This is a genomic window from Arsenicicoccus bolidensis DSM 15745, assembly GCF_000426385.1.
Lineage (GTDB): Bacteria > Actinomycetota > Actinomycetes > Actinomycetales > Dermatophilaceae > Arsenicicoccus > Arsenicicoccus bolidensis.
On record NZ_AUFG01000024.1, the window covers coordinates 1 to 16,220 of the forward strand.

General features: G+C 72.1%; 18 protein-coding genes and 1 pseudogene. 7 read left to right on the top strand and 12 right to left on the bottom strand.

Annotated elements, in window-relative coordinates:
• Positions 1-150 (top strand): annotated as a pseudogene (locus K313_RS23105) (M18 family aminopeptidase); the annotation flags it as partial.
• A gap of 258 nt (positions 151-408) precedes the next feature.
• Here K313_RS23105 and K313_RS0112925 read toward each other — a convergent pair.
• The 9 genes from K313_RS0112925 to K313_RS0112965 form a co-directional block, all read right to left on the bottom strand.
• Positions 409-867 (bottom strand): SRPBCC domain-containing protein, encoded by a 459-nt coding sequence (locus K313_RS0112925; RefSeq protein WP_029211952.1) that lies wholly within the window; start codon positions 865-867, stop codon positions 409-411.
• Positions 864-1,211, bottom strand: a complete 348-nt coding sequence (locus K313_RS0112930; RefSeq protein WP_029211953.1) for an ArsR/SmtB family transcription factor — start codon at positions 1,209-1,211, stop codon at positions 864-866. The genes K313_RS0112925 and K313_RS0112930 overlap by 4 nt, the downstream gene beginning before the upstream one ends.
• 232 nt (positions 1,212-1,443) lie before the next feature.
• On the bottom strand, positions 1,444-2,421 hold the full coding sequence (locus K313_RS0112935) for an NAD(P)H-quinone oxidoreductase (protein ID WP_029211954.1): 978 nt from the start codon (positions 2,419-2,421) through the stop codon (positions 1,444-1,446).
• 42 nt (positions 2,422-2,463) lie between these two features.
• Entirely contained in the window at positions 2,464-2,643 is a 180-nt protein-coding gene (locus K313_RS0112940; protein WP_019286618.1) for a hypothetical protein, read from the bottom strand.
• 7 nt (positions 2,644-2,650) lie between these two features.
• On the bottom strand, positions 2,651-3,241 hold the full coding sequence (gene mobA, locus K313_RS21075) for a molybdenum cofactor guanylyltransferase (protein WP_029211955.1): 591 nt from the start codon (positions 3,239-3,241) through the stop codon (positions 2,651-2,653).
• Complete coding sequence (locus K313_RS0112950; RefSeq protein ID WP_029211956.1) at positions 3,238-4,011, bottom strand: IclR family transcriptional regulator; 774 nt, start codon at positions 4,009-4,011, stop codon at positions 3,238-3,240. Before K313_RS0112950 ends, mobA begins: the two co-directional genes overlap by 4 nt.
• A 193-nt stretch (positions 4,012-4,204) precedes the next feature.
• Positions 4,205-4,531 carry a hypothetical protein gene (locus tag K313_RS0112955; protein ID WP_156911388.1) on the bottom strand — a complete coding sequence of 109 codons (327 nt, stop codon included), beginning with the start codon at positions 4,529-4,531 and terminating at the stop codon, positions 4,205-4,207.
• A gap of 28 nt (positions 4,532-4,559) precedes the next feature.
• The gene (gene panC, locus K313_RS0112960; RefSeq protein ID WP_029211958.1) at positions 4,560-5,447 is read right to left on the bottom strand and encodes a pantoate--beta-alanine ligase; all 888 of its coding nucleotides are present in this window, start codon (positions 5,445-5,447) and stop codon (positions 4,560-4,562) included.
• 47 nt (positions 5,448-5,494) lie between these two features.
• Positions 5,495-5,851 (bottom strand): nuclear transport factor 2 family protein, encoded by a 357-nt coding sequence (locus K313_RS0112965; RefSeq protein WP_029211959.1) that lies wholly within the window; start codon positions 5,849-5,851, stop codon positions 5,495-5,497.
• Between the two features lie 163 nt (positions 5,852-6,014).
• On the opposite strand from K313_RS0112965, the gene hutH reads away from it, so the two are divergent.
• Entirely contained in the window at positions 6,015-7,577 is a 1,563-nt protein-coding gene (gene hutH / locus K313_RS0112970; RefSeq protein ID WP_029211960.1) for a histidine ammonia-lyase, read from the top strand.
• Between the two features lie 208 nt (positions 7,578-7,785).
• Positions 7,786-9,273, top strand: a complete 1,488-nt coding sequence (gene mptB, locus K313_RS0112975; protein ID WP_029211961.1) for a polyprenol phosphomannose-dependent alpha 1,6 mannosyltransferase MptB — start codon at positions 7,786-7,788, stop codon at positions 9,271-9,273.
• Between the two features lie 51 nt (positions 9,274-9,324).
• On the opposite strand, the gene K313_RS21080 is transcribed toward mptB, so the two are convergent.
• Positions 9,325-10,362 carry a glycosyltransferase gene (locus tag K313_RS21080; RefSeq protein ID WP_205621866.1) on the bottom strand — a complete coding sequence of 346 codons (1,038 nt, stop codon included), beginning with the start codon at positions 10,360-10,362 and terminating at the stop codon, positions 9,325-9,327.
• A 120-nt stretch (positions 10,363-10,482) separates the two neighbouring features.
• On the bottom strand, positions 10,483-10,677 hold the full coding sequence (locus K313_RS0112985; protein WP_029211962.1) for a hypothetical protein: 195 nt from the start codon (positions 10,675-10,677) through the stop codon (positions 10,483-10,485).
• Between the two features lie 142 nt (positions 10,678-10,819).
• Here K313_RS0112985 and K313_RS0112990 point away from each other — a divergent pair, with 142 nt between their 5' ends.
• Both K313_RS0112990 and K313_RS0112995 read left to right on the top strand, forming a co-directional pair.
• The gene (locus tag K313_RS0112990; RefSeq protein WP_029211963.1) at positions 10,820-11,824 is read left to right on the top strand and encodes an ArsR/SmtB family transcription factor; all 1,005 of its coding nucleotides are present in this window, start codon (positions 10,820-10,822) and stop codon (positions 11,822-11,824) included.
• A gap of 36 nt (positions 11,825-11,860) precedes the next feature.
• Positions 11,861-12,274: a cold-shock protein gene (locus K313_RS0112995; RefSeq protein WP_019286606.1), complete on the top strand. Its 414-nt coding sequence runs from the start codon at positions 11,861-11,863 to the stop codon at positions 12,272-12,274.
• 178 nt (positions 12,275-12,452) lie between these two features.
• Here K313_RS0112995 and K313_RS0113000 read toward each other — a convergent pair whose 3' ends face one another.
• Positions 12,453-12,725: a type II toxin-antitoxin system VapB family antitoxin gene (locus K313_RS0113000; RefSeq protein ID WP_051274135.1), complete on the bottom strand. Its 273-nt coding sequence runs from the start codon at positions 12,723-12,725 to the stop codon at positions 12,453-12,455.
• Positions 12,726-12,945: 220 nt separating this feature from the next.
• Here K313_RS0113000 and hutU point away from each other — a divergent pair, with 220 nt between their 5' ends.
• Together hutU and K313_RS0113010 are read left to right on the top strand one after the other, a co-directional pair.
• The gene (hutU, locus tag K313_RS0113005; RefSeq protein ID WP_019286604.1) at positions 12,946-14,601 is read left to right on the top strand and encodes a urocanate hydratase; all 1,656 of its coding nucleotides are present in this window, start codon (positions 12,946-12,948) and stop codon (positions 14,599-14,601) included.
• Between the two features lie 69 nt (positions 14,602-14,670).
• Complete coding sequence (locus K313_RS0113010) at positions 14,671-16,086, top strand: purine-cytosine permease family protein (protein ID WP_029211966.1); 1,416 nt, start codon at positions 14,671-14,673, stop codon at positions 16,084-16,086.
• The last annotated feature ends 134 nt before the right edge of the window (positions 16,087-16,220 follow it).

Consider the following 16,220-nt stretch of genomic DNA (forward strand, 5'->3'; position numbering starts at 1 on the left):
GGCCCGATGACCTCGGCCCAGCTCGGCGTCTCCACCATCGACTTCGGGGCGCCGATGCTGTCGATGCACTCGGCGCGCGAGCTGATGGGTGCCGAGGACCCGGCGATGTATGCCGGAGCCCTCGCGGCCTTCCTCTCCCCCCAGCTCTAGACCTACCGCGGGTAAAGGCATCGACCGGCCTTCGTTCGCCAGGCTGATGCCTCGGCCCCCGGTAAAGGCATCGACCGGCCTTCGTTCGCCAGGCTGATGCCTCTGCCCCCGGTAAAGGCATCGACCGGCCTTCGTTCGCCAGGCTGATGCCTCTGCCCCCGGCGGGTCTGGTCCGTGGCCGCCCAGACCGCAGCTCCGCCGCCTCGCGCCGTTGGGCGTGGAGGCGGCGGAGCGACATGCGGTCTGTATGCCGGACGGTCAGGCGGCCTCGTCCAGCCGGGCGAAGCTCACGTCCATGCCGTCCGCCATGCCCGAGGCGTAGGCGCCGTCCCGGGCCTCCTTGGACGGGTAGCGGATGGTGCCCGTGAGCACCGTCCGGCCGTCCTGCTCCGTGAGCTCGACGACGTTGTGGGTCGGCGGCCAGTCGGTGCCGCCCATCTGCTCGGTGGTGACGAGCCGGCGCGGCGCGTCGACCTCGAGCACGTCGCCGTAGATCTCCAGCCGCCCGTCCGGATCGAGCCAGACCCAGCGGAAGCTGCCGCCCTCGCGGATGTCCATGTCGCACACCTCGAAGGTCGTGTCCTCGCTGGGGCCCAGCATCCAGGTACGGACGACCTGGGGGTCGGTGCAGGCCTGCCACACGCGCTCGGCGGGTGCGGCGAAGGTCCGTGTGTAGCTGATGGTGGTGTCGTCGGGAAGGGTGAACTCGGTCTTCATCTCTGCTCTCCTCGTGGATCGCGCGGGGACTCGACGAGTGCTGCGAGCCGGTCGAGTCGCGCGTCCACGACCTGCTCGAACTGCGACACGAAGATGGCGGCACGCACCAGGGGGTCGATCGCCAGGACGCTGTAGATGCGCGTCCCGTCCCGCTCGCGGCGGATGAGCCCGGCGCCCTCGAGCACCTTGAGGTGCTTGGAGACGGTCGGCTGGCTCAGCGTGAACCCCTCGGCGAGGTCGCCGGCGGAGCGTGGCCCCGGGCGCAGGCGCTCGAGCATGGCCCGGCGCGTCCGGTCCGACAGCGCGCTGAAGATCCGGTCGAGCTGGTCGTCGTCGGGAGCCATGGGTGTCCTCGTTCGCAGTATTTCCATGTGGCTATTTAGCTACGTGGCTATCTTTAGGCGCAGGAGGGCATTGTGTCAAGGGGGCTAGGGAGCTGAGCTGTGCGGGTTGCCGGCGGACCAGCCGGTATGACGTCCCGCCCGTCGCGTGGCAGCCCGATCAGCCCGGCTCAGGCAGGGCCAGCGCTGCGAGCGCGGGTTGTGCACGCTGGGCCTCGCCAGGCCCACGCGCGCATCAGATCGTGAGGAGGACCTTGCCGATGTGGGTGCCCTTGTCGAGCTCCTCGTGCGCGCGCGCCACCTCGCGGGCCGGGAAGCGACCGTGGATCACGGGCATGACCTCGCCGGCCTCGACCAACGGCCACACGTGCTCGCGGACCTCGGCCACGATGGCGGCCTTCTCGGCGCGGGGCCGGGCGCGCAGGGAGGTCGCGACGACGGTGCCGCGCTTGCGCAGCAGGGTCGCGATGTCGAGCTCGCCCTTGACGCCGCCCTGCATGCCGATGATGACGAGGCGACCGCCGGTGGCCAGGGCGGCGACGTTGCGGGGGAGGTACTTCGCGCCCATGTTGTCGAGGATCACGTCGGCGCCGCGCCCGTCGGTGGCTGCTCGCAGCTCCTCGACGAAGTCCTGCTCCTTGTAGTCGATCAGGATCGAGGCGCCGAGCTCGCGGCAGCGCTCGAGCTTGGCGGCCGAGCCGGCGGTGACGGCGACGCGGACGCCGAGGCGTCGCGCGATCTGGATGGCCGTCGTGCCGATGCCGCTGGACCCGCCGTGCACGAGCAGGGTGTCGCCGCGCTGCAGCCCGGCGGTCATGACGAGGTTGGACCAGACGGTGCAGGTCACCTCGGGGAGGGCGGCTGCGTCGACGAGGCTGATGCCGGCGGGCACGGGGAGCAGCTGGCCCGCGGGGACGGCGACGTGCTCGGCATACCCGCCTCCGGCGAGGAGGGCGCAGACCTCGTCGCCCTCGCTCCACCCCTCGACCCGGCTGCCGACCTGCACGACGATGCCGCTGACCTCGAGCCCGGGGATCTCGGACTCGCCGGGCGGCGGCGCATAGTTGCCCTGGCGCTGCAGCAGGTCGGCGCGGTTGACGCCGGCGGCGACGACGCGCACCAGCACCTCGTCGGCGTTGATCCCCGGGGTGGGGATCTCGGAGACGGTCAGGACCTCGGGGCCGCCGAACGACGGCAGGGTGATGGCCTTCATGCCTCCACCGTATGACGCAGCCCGGCCGCCGCAGAAGTCCGCTCAGAACTCGTGGTTGAGCGTGAACGACAGCGCGGCCAGGGTCATCACGAGCACGGCGAGGGGGATCAGCACGATCGACCAGGCGGGGTGGCGGCGCCGCACGGGCCCGGTGAAGGCGAAGACGAACAGCACCCACGACAGCACGAACAGCCCCAGGGCGACGAGCTCCCCGGTGCCCACGGCGCCGTCAGCCGAGGTGGATGAAGCGGGCCTCGAAGAGGTCCACCGGGGTGTCGACGTCGAGCAGCGCGCGCGGGGAGGGGGCCGGGATGCCCTCCATGCGGAGGCTGGCGGCGGTGCGGTGCACGGAGACGTCGCGGGTGCCGGGTGGGAAGGCCTGGTGCAGCGGGCCGGTGAGGTAGGCCGCGAGCAGCGGCTGCAGCGAGCCGGAGTCGTCCACGAGGGCCACGGCCTGGACACCGGACGGGGAGTCGGCGAGCGCCTCCACGACGTGGGGCGCGGCGTCGCCGGCAAAGGGCTGGTCGCCGGCGAGGACGACCGTGACGGGGGTGCTGGACAGGGCCGCGCCGGTGGCGATGCCGGCGGCGGGGCCACCGAGCGGCGGGTCCTCGCGGGTCCAGGTGACGGGGCGCGAGGTGGGGCGCTCGGTGCCGACGCAGATGATCGCCCAGTCGTCGGGCAGGTCGCGCAGGATCCGGCCGAGGACGGTCGTCTCGCCGAGCTGCTCGGACGTCTTGTCCCTGCCGCCCATGCGGACGTTGGTGCCGCCGCAGAGGATGACGGCGGTCACGGCGCTGGTCGTGTCGGGGCCGGTCATGGATGCTCCTTGTGATGTCCGCCGAGGCGGCGGGTGAGCTCCTGCGCAGCTCGTCGTGCGGCGCCCGCGAGGGGCTGGACGGACGCCTCCACCTGTCGGGGATAGGTGATCGCGACGGATGCTACCGGGTGCCCGCCGTGGTCCACCACCGCCGCCGCGACGCCTGCGAGACCCTCGGTGACGGTGCCGTCCTCGAGCGCGAAGCCGCGCGCCCGGACGGAGGACAGCTCGGAGCGCAGGGCCGTGAGCGACTGCGGCCCGGTGCCCAACCGGGTCACGAACGCGGACCGGTCGGGGAACAGCGCGCGCACCTGCGGGGAGGGCAGCGCGGCCAGCATCGCCAGACCGCTGGCGGTGAGCTGCGACGGCAGCCGCACGCCGACGTCGGTGACCAGCAGGGGGCGCCCGGGCGCCCGCTCCTCGAGGACGTAGAGCACGTCGCGACCGTGCAGCACCGCCAGGTGGGCGCTGTGCGTGGTCTCGTCGACGAGACGGGTGAGGACAGGTCGGGACAGCCGCGCGAGCCCGGCCTGCCGGGAGTAGGCGCTGCCCAGCTCGAACACCCCGACCCCGAGCCCGTAGCGACGCTCCTCGGGGAGGTGCGTCACCAGACCCTCGTCGGCCAGGAGGGATAACAGCTTGTATGCCGTCGAGCGCGGCAGCCCGAGGTCGCGCGCCACGGCGGCGGCGGGCACGGGCTCGGGGTGACGCGAGAGGTGGCGCAGGATCGCGACCGCCTGGCTCACGGCGGGGGAGGCGCTGCGGGTCATGGCCCCATCCTGACGGGTGTCACCGGTGGGGTGGCGCGGACTGTCCACAGCCTCAGTCGGGTCGCGTCAGCCCTGGGGCTCGGCGGCTCACGTCGGTCGCAGATCTTCGGGTTCCATCCCGAAGATCTGCTTCTGTGCCGAAGATCTGCGATGGGGGACCCCCGCCCCGCCCACGCAACCAGGGCGGCCCGCGTCAGTGATCGGGATCATCCAGGCACCAGGTGTGCTCGTCCTGGATGGCGAGCTCGGGCGGCAGCTCTCGCCGCAGTCGCGTCACGGCGCCCTGCATGCCGTCGGAGTACTGCTGCCTGGTGCTCGCTGAGTCCCACCCGTCCAGATAGTGGAAGTGCGTCTGGAACACGTCGCCCCATCGGCGCAGCTCGTCGGTCAGCTCGGGCGACAGCTCGTAGTCGGAGGGTTGCATCTGGTACTCGTCGGTCCCGCTCTCCCACAGCGGCCACGGGGCGCCGTACTCGTGGAAGACGCGCACCTCTCGCTGTGGTTCACGGGCCAGAGGCATTCCTCGAGGCTATCGTCACGCGGCCGGGTCAGCGGTGGGACGAGACGTCAAGCCCGGCTGGTCGGGGTGCCGGGGCGACGGGGGCCAGGACGAGGTTGTCGATGAGGCGGGTGCGGCCGAGGCGGGCGGCCAGCGACACCAGTGCGCCGCGCGCGGGGTCGACCAGGTCGAGCTCGGTCAGCGTGTCGGGGTCGGCGACGCTGACGTACTCCACCGGCACCGCGGGCTCGGTGGCCAGGACCGCGTGGGCGGCGCCGAGCAGCTCCGAGGCCTGGCGGCGGCCGGCGGCATACGACTCCTCGACCGCGACGAGGGCGCGGTGCAGGACGGGGGCGGCGGCGCGCTCCTCGGGCGAGAGATAGGTGTTGCGCGAGCTCATCGCCAGGCCGTCGGGCTCGCGGCGGATGGGCTCGACGCAGACCTCCAGCCCGAGCGCCAGGTCCTCGACGAGACGTCGGATGACGACGGTCTGCTGGGCGTCCTTCTGGCCGACGTAGGCCCGCGTGGGCCGCACCGCGCCGAACAGGATCGTGCACACGGTGGCCACCCCGTCGAAATGCCCTGGGCGGCGGGCACCTTCGAGGACCTCGGTGACGCCGCCGACGCTCACGTGCGTGGACCAGCCTGGGGGATAGACGTCCTCGACGCGGGGCGTCCAGACCAGGTCGACCCCCTCGGCCTCGAGCATGGCGAGGTCACGGTCAAGGTCGCGCGGATAGCTCGCGAGGTCCTCCCCGGGCCCGAACTGCGTGGGATTGACGAAGATCGACACGACCACGGCGTCGTTGGCGGAGCGCGCTGCCCGCACCAGGGACAGGTGGCCGTCGTGCAGGTAGCCCATGGTGGGGACGAGCCCGACGGTCCCGAGCTCGGCTCTGGCGCAAGACAGCTCGTCGCGGGTGGTGACGACACGCATCGGATCTCCTTGTCCGCAGGGACGTCTCGTATGCCGTCCGACCGCTGTCAGGCGAGCGGGGCGTAGAAGTACGTGGTGCGGTAGGCGATTCGCTCGCCGTCGAGCCGGAAGAAGTCGGCGAACCGCAGGTCCAGCACGCGCCCGTCGCGAGCCGTGCCGGCGAAACGGCCCTGCACCGCCACCTCGTCGCCGTCGACGACCGTGTGCGTCAGCGTGTGCGCGCCGGACGCGATGATCCGCTCCCCGGAGTAGAACGCGGTCAGCCCCGAGTGCCCGCGCATCGGCTCGTAGCCCGGCCGCTCGTACGTCGCGTCCGGCGTGAACAGGGCGACGAGCCCGTCGACGTCGTTGGCGTCCACGAGCTCGTAGTAGCGGGTGACCGGGGCGGGGGCGGTGGTCGTCATGGCGGGGGACCTTTCGTCATACGGCGGGGTCTGTCTGCTCCGACCGTATGCCGAACCTCCCGTCGCGACGAGCGTGACCTCAGGCCGGCTCGACGCCATGTCTCGGATCCGGGACAGAAGGCGGGGTCAAGGGGGTGCTGCGCCGCGCGCCGGGGCTCGCACAATGAGCGGCATGACTGCTGAGCGCACACCCGTCCAGGTCGGCCGCGGGCCGCTGTCCTTCGACGACGTCGTCGCCGTGGCGCGGCACGACGCACCGGTCGTCCTGACCCAGGACTCGATCGACGAGATCGCCCGCAGCCGCACGGTCATCGAGGGGCTGGCGAGCGACACCGTCCCGCACTACGGGGTGTCGACCGGCTTCGGGGCGCTCGCGACGCGACACATCCCCACCGAGCTGCGCGCCCAGCTGCAGCGTTCCCTCGTGCGCTCGCACGCGGCGGGATCGGGTCCGGAGGTCGAGCGCGAGGTCGTGCGCGCGCTGATGCTCCTGCGCCTGTCCACGCTCGCGACCGGCCGCACGGGCGTGAAGGTCTCGACCGCCCAGGCCTATGTCGACCTGCTCGACGCGGGCATCACGCCGGTGGTCCACGAGTACGGATCCCTCGGGTGCTCCGGCGATCTCGCGCCCCTGGCGCACTGCGCGCTCGCGCTGATGGGGGAGGGCCCGGTGCGGCTGCCGTCGGGCGAGACCGCCGACGCGGGTGACGCGTTGCGCGATGCCGGGCTCACCCCGATCTCGTTGGAGGAGAAGGAAGGTCTGGCCCTCATCAACGGGACGGACGGCATGCTCGGCATGCTCGTCCTCGCCATCACCGACCTGCGCGCCCTGCTCAAGGTCGCCGACATCAGCGCCGCCATGAGCGTCGAGGGCCTGCTCGGCACGGACAACGTCTTTGCCGCCGACCTGCACGAGCTGAGGCCGCACCCGGGACAGGGGGACTCGGCCTACAACCTGCGAACCGTCCTGGCGGACAGCCCGATCCGAGAGAGCCACCGCACCGAGGCGTGCACGCGCGTGCAGGACGCCTACTCGCTGCGGTGCGCGCCGCAGGTCGCGGGCGGGGCGCGGGACACCGTCGACCACGCGACGCTCGTGGCGACCCGCGAGCTGGCGGCGGCCGTCGACAACCCCGTCGTCACCCTGGACGGTCGGGTCGAGTCCAACGGCAACTTCCACGGGGCACCGGTGGCCTACGTGCTCGACTTCCTCGCGATCGTGGCCGCCGACGTGGCCTCGATGAGCGAGCGGCGCACCGACCGGTTCCTCGACAAGGCGCGCTCGCACGGGCTCAACCCCTTCCTCGCCGACGACCCCGGCGTCGACAGCGGCCACATGATCGCGCAGTACACCCAGGCCGCGATCGTCTCGGAGATGAAGCGCCTGGCCGCGCCCGCCTCGGTCGACTCCATCCCGTCCAGCGCCATGCAGGAGGACCACGTGTCGATGGGGTGGTCCGCGGCCCGCAAGCTGCGCCGCTCGGTCGACGCCCTCACCCGGGTGCTCGCGATCGAGGTGCTGACCGCCGCACGGGGCATCGAGCTGCGCGCGCCGCTCGAGCCGTCGCCGGCGACCGGTGCGGTGGTCCGAGCCCTGCGCGAGGCCGGGTGGCAGGGGCCGGGGATCGACCGCTTCCTCGCTCCCGACATCGAGACCGCCCGCACGCTGGTGGCCGACGGCACGGTGGTGCGCGTGGTCGAGGAGGTCACCGGCCCGCTGCGCTGACACCTTTCGCCGATTGGTCAGTTTCGGACGGGTGGGGGTGTCGGGATCTGACCAGTGGGCGGGGTCGGGTTCGCCGATTGGTCAGTTTCGGACGGGTTGGGGTGTCGGGATCTGACCGGTGGGCGGGTGGGGAGTCGCCGTCAGGGGTTCGCCGGGACGTCATACGGAGTTCAGCCCGGGACCGGGCGCCCTGCCTAGCGTCGCAAGGGTGATCACCCGAGGCGTCGTCGGCGCGCTCCTGGTCCTCGTCGGAGGCTTCGTCATCACGCCGCTCCCGGCGTCGGTCGGCGCGACGCTCGCCGCGCCTCTGGCCGGGTGGGGCGAGACGATGCCGGGTCACGGCCTCGGGCTCTCGATGGCCGTCCTCGGGCTGGCGCTCCTGTCGTGGGCGTGGATCTCGCTGCTGCACACCTGCGCTCGTGGCCACCGCGGCACCGGCGCCCTGGACCTCGTGCGCAGCGCCACCTGGTCCTGGACGCTCCCGCTGCTGGCGGCACCGCCGCTGTTCAGCCGGGACGGGTTCAGCTATGTCGCTCAGGGCGAGCTGACGAGGCGGCTGCTGTCGCCATACGGCTATGCCCCGGTGACCCTCGCCGGGCCCTGGAGCGAGCGCGTGGACCCGCGGTGGATGGACACGCTCACGCCCTACGGCCCCGTGCCGCTCGTGTGGGGCGCGATGGCCACGACGCTGACGCGGGACCCCTGGGTGGCCATCGTCCTCGAACGCTGCGCCGCCCTGCTCGGGCTGGCCCTGCTGCTGTGGGCCCTGCCCCAGCTCGCCCGCTGGTGCCGTCGCGACGCGGCCACGGTGACGGCGCTCGTGACAGCCAGCCCGCTGGTGGTCGCGCACGGCGTCGGCGGGCTGCACAACGACCTGCTGCTGGCCGGTCTCGGCGCGGCGGCCCTCGTGGTGGCGGGACGCGGCAGCTGGGGGTGGGCCGCGGTGCTCGGCGGGCTCGCCGCCGGCGTCAAGGTGCCCGGCGGCCTGATCTGCGTCGGCGTCGTGCTGGTGAGCCTGGGCGTGGGGGCGACGGCGCGCCAGCGGGTCGGCCGGGCTGCCGCGGTCGGAGGGCTGGGCGTCGTCACGCTGCTGGCCTGCGGGCTGCCCTATCGCCTCGGCGTGGGCTGGGTCGGCGCGCTCGCCGTGCCCGGCGAGGTGCTCACGCCGTTCTCGCTGTCGACGACGGGCGGCCGCGCGGTCGGCTGGGTCGTCGACCACGCCGGCCACCCCGAGCTCTGGGCCCCGGCCCTCACCACGGCACGCACCCTCGGTATGGCGCTGGCCGTGCTCGTCGGCGTGGTCTGCGCGTTGCGGGCCCGCACCGGCGACCGCCCCGCCGCCCTGAGGTCGGTCGCCGTCACGATGCTGGCCGTGCTGCTGCTCGGGCCCGTGGCGCACGCCTGGTACGCCCTGTGGGTGGTGCCGTTCGTCGCAGCCCTGCCGCTCGGGGCGCGGCGGCTGCGGGTGCTGCTGGCCGTCAGCGTGGTCGGTGGGATCAGCGCGCCGCTCGACTCCTCGCTCGAGGGGCGTCCCGTGGCGATCGTGCTCACGGCGGCGATGGTGCTGGCCGTGGCGGTGCCGCTGCTCCTGGGGACACGCAGGGTCCCCGCGTCGTCCGAGCCTGTCCGCGCCCCCGAGTCCGACCACCCCACCGGGTCCGACCCCGCCCCGGTCCTCGCCGGCGCCCGTCGTTGAGAGGCGACAGATGGGGGTTATGAGGCCTTCACAACCCCCATCTGTCGCCTCTCAACGGGTGGTGGGGGCGGCGGCGAGGGTGCGGTGCAGGCTGAGCGTCCGCTCGACGGTCCGGCTCCACGGATAGCGCTCGGCCCGAGCCCGCGCGTCACGTCGCCGCTCGGCCGCCGGACGGGCCACGACCCGCAGCACGGCGTCGGCCAGGGACTCGGGATGCGGGTGCCCCCACGCCCCCGAGCGGTCGTCCACGAGCTCGCGCGCGCCGCCCCGGTCCGCGGTGACGACCGGCGTGCCGCAGGCCAGCGCCTCCAGCACCGCGAGCCCGAAGGGCTCGCCCGCGCACACGCTGAGCGCCACGTCCGCCTCCCCGAGACGGCGGGCCAGCGCCTCGCGCCCCGCCACGTGACCGTGGAAGGTGACGGGGGATCCGGCCGCGAGACGTTCGAGCTCGTGACGGTGGGGCCCCTCGCCATACACGTCGAGCCGCACCGGCAGGCCGCGGTGGTGGAGGGCGACGGCGGTGCGGACGGCGAGGTGGGGATCCTTCTCGCGGGAGAGGCGACCGGAGTGGACGAGGCGGATCGTCCTGTCCGGGGCGGGCTCGGGAGCCGGCTCGAGCGGCCGGAACGTCTCGAGGTCGACGCCCAGCGGCACCTGGTGGAGGCGGTGCGGGGCCAGGGACGCGAGCCCGGAGAACTCGCCCGCCGCGAAGTCCGACGTCGTCACCACGTGGTCGAAGGCCCGCGACAGCGCGCCGTTGAACAGCCGGATCGGGTGACGCAGGCCGCGCTGCAGGCCGATTCGCATGCTGAGCATCGTGTCCAGGCGCTCGTGGGAGAACAGCACGGTCGGCACCTGGCGGCGACGCGCCACGAGCGTGACCGGCAGCAGCGTCGACTTGTCCGAGATCTCGATCGAGGTCGGCGCGAAGGCCTCCAGGGCGCGCAGCACCGGCCGCGGGTCGAGGATCATCTGATAGCCGCCGCCGACCTCGCGCGACGCCACCGTCACGACGTCACCGAGCTCGGTGGGGATGCGGTCGTCGGTGGAGCCGGGGATGATCAGCAGCCGCTGCGCCCCGGCGTCCACGTAGCCGCGCGCGCTGGTCGATCGCCACCTTCATCCCGCCGGACGTGGGCCTCACGAAGTTGGCCAGCTGGGCGATCCGGAGCTCCACGCCCCCAACCTAGCTGGCGCGGAGGCAGAGGTTCAGCGGAACGCCGCCCAGTGGATGTCGGGCCGCCGGCGGACGTCCTCGGCCCAGGCGGCCAGGCCCTGCGGACGGCCGACGGCGCGCTCGCCGGCCTCGCTTCGGCGCTCGTGACGGGCGGCCGGCGCGTCATACGTGGTCGGCGTCGTGGTGATGTCGGTGGCCGAGTCGTGGCAGCGGTCGATGATGGTCATGGGGTGCTCCTCTCGTCGAGACGGGGCGGGTCCTGCACCAGCCCGTATGCCGCCAGGCTGCCTCGGCGCGGGATGTCCCGGCCACGGTGCGGGCAGGGCCGAATCCTGCGGGGGGCCAGCGGGTCCGACCTAGGCTTAGGGCATGGCCGATCTGCTGCTGAGCAGCTCCGACGTCGCGCGGGTGAGGTTCGTGACGACCCGCACCCAGGAGCTCGCGATGTCGCTGCGGGTGCTGCAGCACGACGTGACGGGGCTGCACCGGTCCTGGGTGCGGTCGGCCCGCGAGCGGCTGGCCGCGGAGCCCGCCATCGACTTGGGGCTGCTGGTCGCGCTGGTGCCGCCGGAGGGCTTCCTCGCGGACGTGCTGACACCGTCCTTCCTGTCGACCCCGGCGGACCTCGAGGCCGAGCTCGCCGGCGTGCGCGCATTGGGCCCCCGGGTGCTGCTGCGCGACGTGGACCTGCTGCGGAAGCAGCCGCATGACGCCACCGTCGGAGCGGTCCTCGCGAGGCTGGGCGCCGAGCCGGAGGTCGGCCTCGAACGCGTCGTCGCCGCGATGCGGGGCTACTGGGAGCTGGTCCTCGCCGACCGGTGGGGTGCGATCCGTCGGCTGCTCGACGCGGACATCGTCCAGCGGTCGACCCGGCTCGCGGCGCGAGGGCTCGAGCCGCTGCTCGGCGAGCTGAGCCCGCGCGTGCACCTGCTGCCCGACCGCCTGGAGGTCGCCGGATCCTCTTATCCGGCAGAGCATTTCGAGGGTGGGCGAGGACTCCTGCTGCACCCCAGCGTGTTCGCGGGCCCGAGAGGCCTGATCGGTCTGCAGGAGCCGCTCGTGCCCACGATCATCTATCACGCCCTCGGGGTCGGAAACCTCTGGGCCGCCGAGGAGCTCGACCACGAGCACGCGCTCGACGACGTGCTCGGCCGCACGCGCGCGCAGCTGCTGCGGGCGACGGGCGTGCCCGCCTCGACCACGGAGCTGGCGTGCCTGCTCGAGCTGAGCCCGGGCACGGTGAGCGAGCACCTGGCCATGCTGAGGCGGGCTGACCTCGTCGCGTCCGCCCGATCGGGGCGCGCCGTGCTGTACCGCCGGACCGACCTGGCCCAGCAGCTGCTCGACCGTTCGGCGCGGTGTGACGGATCCTGACGGTTCAGCGGGGCTCACGTGGGTAAGGTGCGTCACATGGCGGATGTGATCCAGGGTGAGGTGCTGTCGTTCGACGCGGTCAAGGGATATGGCTTCATCGCTCCCGACGACGACGGACCCGACGTGTTCCTGCACGTCAACGACATCGTGGGTGATCGCGCGCAGGTGCGCCCCGGCGTGATCGTCGAGTACGTGCCCGAGGAGGGCGCCAAGGGCCCCAAGGCCGCGCAGGTGCGAGCTCTCGGCGACGACCTGGACGTGCGGCGTCCCGCCGGTCGCCCCGTGGAGCGCCCCGACGGCGAGGTCGACGTGCTGTCGCCGCGCGAGTTCGAGGACGCGATCACCGAGATGCTGCTGCGCGCCGAGCCGACGCTCACGGGCTCGCAGATCCTGCACCTGCGGGGGCGGCTGGGGACGATGGCCCGCGGCTACGGCTGGGTCGAGGACTGACGACGAAGGCGTGAGGACCCGAGCGAGGGACGAGCGAGGCCCGGAGCGTCGAGGAGTCGGTCCCATCATGTACGGACTGACGACGAAGGCGTGAGGACCCCAGCGACCTACCGCGCGGGATCGACGTCCGTGTGGCAGAAGTCGTCGCCCGTGAACAGCAGCGGTTCGGCGTCGACGATCATCGAGGGAGGCCGCCCTCGTCATACATCTCGTCCAGGTCCCGCTGCATGGCCTTCCGATCCGCGTCGGTCAGCATGGTGTCGATCCGCTCCAGCACCTGCATGGACCGGGCGTAGCGCTCCTGCGCGACCTGCTCGCCGGCCCGTCGGCGTTGCTCGTCGTGGCGCTCGAGCGCCTGCTCCAGCGCGCTGGTCTGGGTGGTGCCGAGCGTGTCGGCGGCCCGGCGCGCGAGCGCGCACACCCGCTCGTTCTTGATGTTCAGGCTCATCATGGTCTCCCACCTGGCGGTTTCTACCCTGGGGCCACCGACTTTACCGTCGGGTGGAGGTGAGTGCGGGGTGGGCTTGGTCTCGGATACGGGACAGATGCCGGTATGCCGGGGGTGGCCGCCGTGACGTCGGCGCGGTTCGATGGGGGGACCCCGCTCCGGTGACGACGCCGGGTGGTGACCCCGGTTTCGTCATACGACCCGATCGCCCGAGGAGGCAGCCATGGAAGGCTCCCGTCCCGTCCGCGCCGCGCGCGGCACCACCCTCACGGCCCGCAGCTGGCAGACCGAGGCGCCGATGCGGATGCTGATGAACAACCTCGACCCGGAGGTCGCCGAGCGGCCGGACGACCTGGTCGTCTACGGCGGGACGGGGCGGGCGGCGCGCGACTGGCGCAGCTTCGACGCGATGGTGCGGACCATGCAGAGCCTGCGCGAGGACGAGACGATGCTCGTGCAGTCGGGGCGCCCGGTCGGCGTCATGCAGACCCACGAGTGGGCGCCGCGCGTGCTCATCGCCAACTCGAACCTCGTTGGTGACTGGGCGAACTGGCCGGAGTTCCGGCGGCTCGAGCACCTCGGGCTGACGATGTACGGCCAGATGACGGCCGGGTCGTGGATCTACATCGGCACGCAGGGGATCCTGCAGGGCACCTACGAGACCTTCGCCGCGGTGGCCGAGAAGCGTTTCGGCGGAACGCTGTCCGGCACGCTGACCCTCACCGGCGGGTGCGGCGGCATGGGTGGGGCGCAGCCGCTGGCCGTCACGCTCAACGGTGGCGCCTGCCTGGTCGTCGACGTCGACAAGGCGCGGCTGGACCGTCGCGTCGAGCACCGCTACCTCGACGAGGTGCACGAGTCCATCGACGCCGCAGTCGAGTCCGCCCTGCGGGCCAAGGACGAGAAGCGCGCGCTCTCGGTCGGTCTCGTGGGCAACGCGGCCGAGGTGTTCCCCGAGCTGCTGCGTCGCGACGTCCCCATCGACATCGTCACCGACCAGACCTCCGCGCACGATCCGTTGTCCTACCTGCCGGTTGGCGTCGAGGTCGACGAGTGGGCGGAGTACGCCGAGAAGAAGCCCGACGAGTTCACCGACCGCGCAAGGGAATCCATGGCGACCCACGTGCGGGCGATGGTGGAGTTCCAGGACAAGGGCGCCGAGGTCTTCGACTACGGCAACTCGATCCGCGACGAGGCGCGCCAGGGCGGTTACGAGCGCGCCTTCGAGTTCCCGGGATTCGTGCCCGCCTACATCCGGCCGCTGTTCTGCGAGGGCAAGGGCCCGTTCCGCTGGGTGGCGCTCTCGGGCGACCCCGAGGACATCTACCGCACCGACCGGGCCGTGCTCGACCTGTTCCCCGACAACGAGCGACTTCACACGTGGATCAACGGTGCTCGCGACAAGGTCGCCTTCCAGGGGCTGCCGTCGCGCATCTGCTGGCTGGGCTACGGCGAACGCGACCAGGCCGGGCTGAGGTTCAACGAGATGGTGGCGAGCGGCGAGCTGTCGGCCCCCATCGTGATCGGGCGCGACCACCTGGACTGCGGATCGGTCGCCTCGCCCTATCGGGAGACCGAGTCCATGGCCGACGGCTCCGACGCGATCGCGGACTGGCCGCTGCTCAACGCCCTGGTCAACACCGCCTCCGGCGCCTCGTGGGTGTCGATCCACCACGGCGGCGGCGTGGGCATCGGACGCTCGCTCCACGCGGGGCAGGTGTCGGTCGCCGACGGCACGCCCCTCGCCGCCCAGAAGCTCGCGCGCGTCCTCACCAACGACCCCGGCATGGGCGTCATCCGGCACGTCGACGCGGGCTACGACATCGCCGAACAGGTGGCCGAGGACAAGGGCGTCCGCATCCCCATGCGTGAAGACTGAGTTACAACCTGGGCGTCACCTGCGTCTGCCCGTGGCGCGAACGGGCTGGTGGGGGCCATGCTGACGCCCATGGCTCAGACAACCCGCATCGAACGCCGCAGCATCGACGTCGTCCCCGTCAGCGAGCGACACGGCACCCCGCTCAACCAGCTCACCCTCTGGTTCGGCGCAAACATGCAGATCACGGCGATCGTGGACGGCGCGCTCGCCGTGATCTTCGGCGCGGACGCCCTATGGGCGATCGTCGGCACGCTCGTCGGCAACCTGCTCGGCGGGATCGTCATGGCCCTGCACTCCGCCCAGGGGCCGAGACTCGGTCTGCCGCAGATGATCTCGAGCCGGGCGCAGTTCGGCGTCATCGGCGCGGTGGTGCCGCTCGTCCTCGTCGTCCTGATGTACCTCGGCTTCGCGTCCACCGGGACCGTCCTTGCAGGACAGGCGATCTCACGCACCATGGGCCTTGACAGCCCCAACATCGGCATCGTCGTGTTCGGCATCCTGTCGGCGGTGGTCGCCATCGTCGGCTACCGCTGGATCCACGCCATGGGGCGCGTCGGCACCGTGGTCGGCATCATCGCGTGGACCTACCTGCTCGTGCGGCTGTTCACGGCATACGACATCCCGGCCCTGCTGGGGCACAAGCCTTTTGACATCGTCACCTTCCTCCTGGCCGTCTCCCTCGGCGCCGGCTGGCAGCTGACCTACGGGCCGTATGTCGCGGACTACTCGCGCTACCTGCCGCTGGGCACGTCCGAGACCAAGACCTTCTGGGCGACCCTGGCCGGCAGCGTGCTCGGATCGCAGTGGTCGATGACCCTCGGCGCGCTCATCGCCGCCGTGCCCGCCGTGACCGGCAAGGGCTTCCTCGCCAACCAGGTCGGCTTCATCGGCGAGCTGGCCGGCGGCGGCATGCTCGCGATCGTGTTCTACCTCGTCATCGTCGTCGGCAAGCTGACCGTCAACTGCCTCAACGCGTACGGCGGCTCGATGACCATGCTCACCACCATGTCGGCCTTCCAGCGGACCGCCCGCGTCTCGACGCTCGCGCGAGCGCTCTACATCACGGCGTTCATCGCCGCGTCGGTGCTCGTGGCCCTGCTCGCCAGCGCCGACTTCCTCAACAACTTCAAGAACTTCGTGCTCGTGCTGCTCATGGTGTTCACGCCGTGGAGCGCCATCAACCTGGTCGACTACTACCTCGTCGCGCGCGAGCGGGTGGACGTGCCTGCGCTGTATGACGCCCGCGGTCGCTACGGCAGCGTCAACGGCGGGGCGCTGCTCATCTATGCGCTCGGGATCGCGGTGCAGGTGCCCTTCCTCGCCCAGGCGATGTACACCGGCCCCGCCACCAAGGCCCTCGGCGGCGCCGACATCTCCTGGATCGTGGGCCTCCTCGTGACGGCGGCCCTCTACTACCCCTACGCCCGCCGGACGGCACGCCACCCCTCGCGGATCATCTACCCAGAGGGCGTCCTCGACGCCTGACCCCCACCGCGTCTTCGCGCCTTTTCGCGCTCGGAGCTCACAGAGTCTCGATTTTCGGGTGTCATTTCGAGCTTTCGTGAGCCCCGAGCGCACAACTGCCCGCTGTGGATAACTGTTGGCCGGATCGCCCGGCT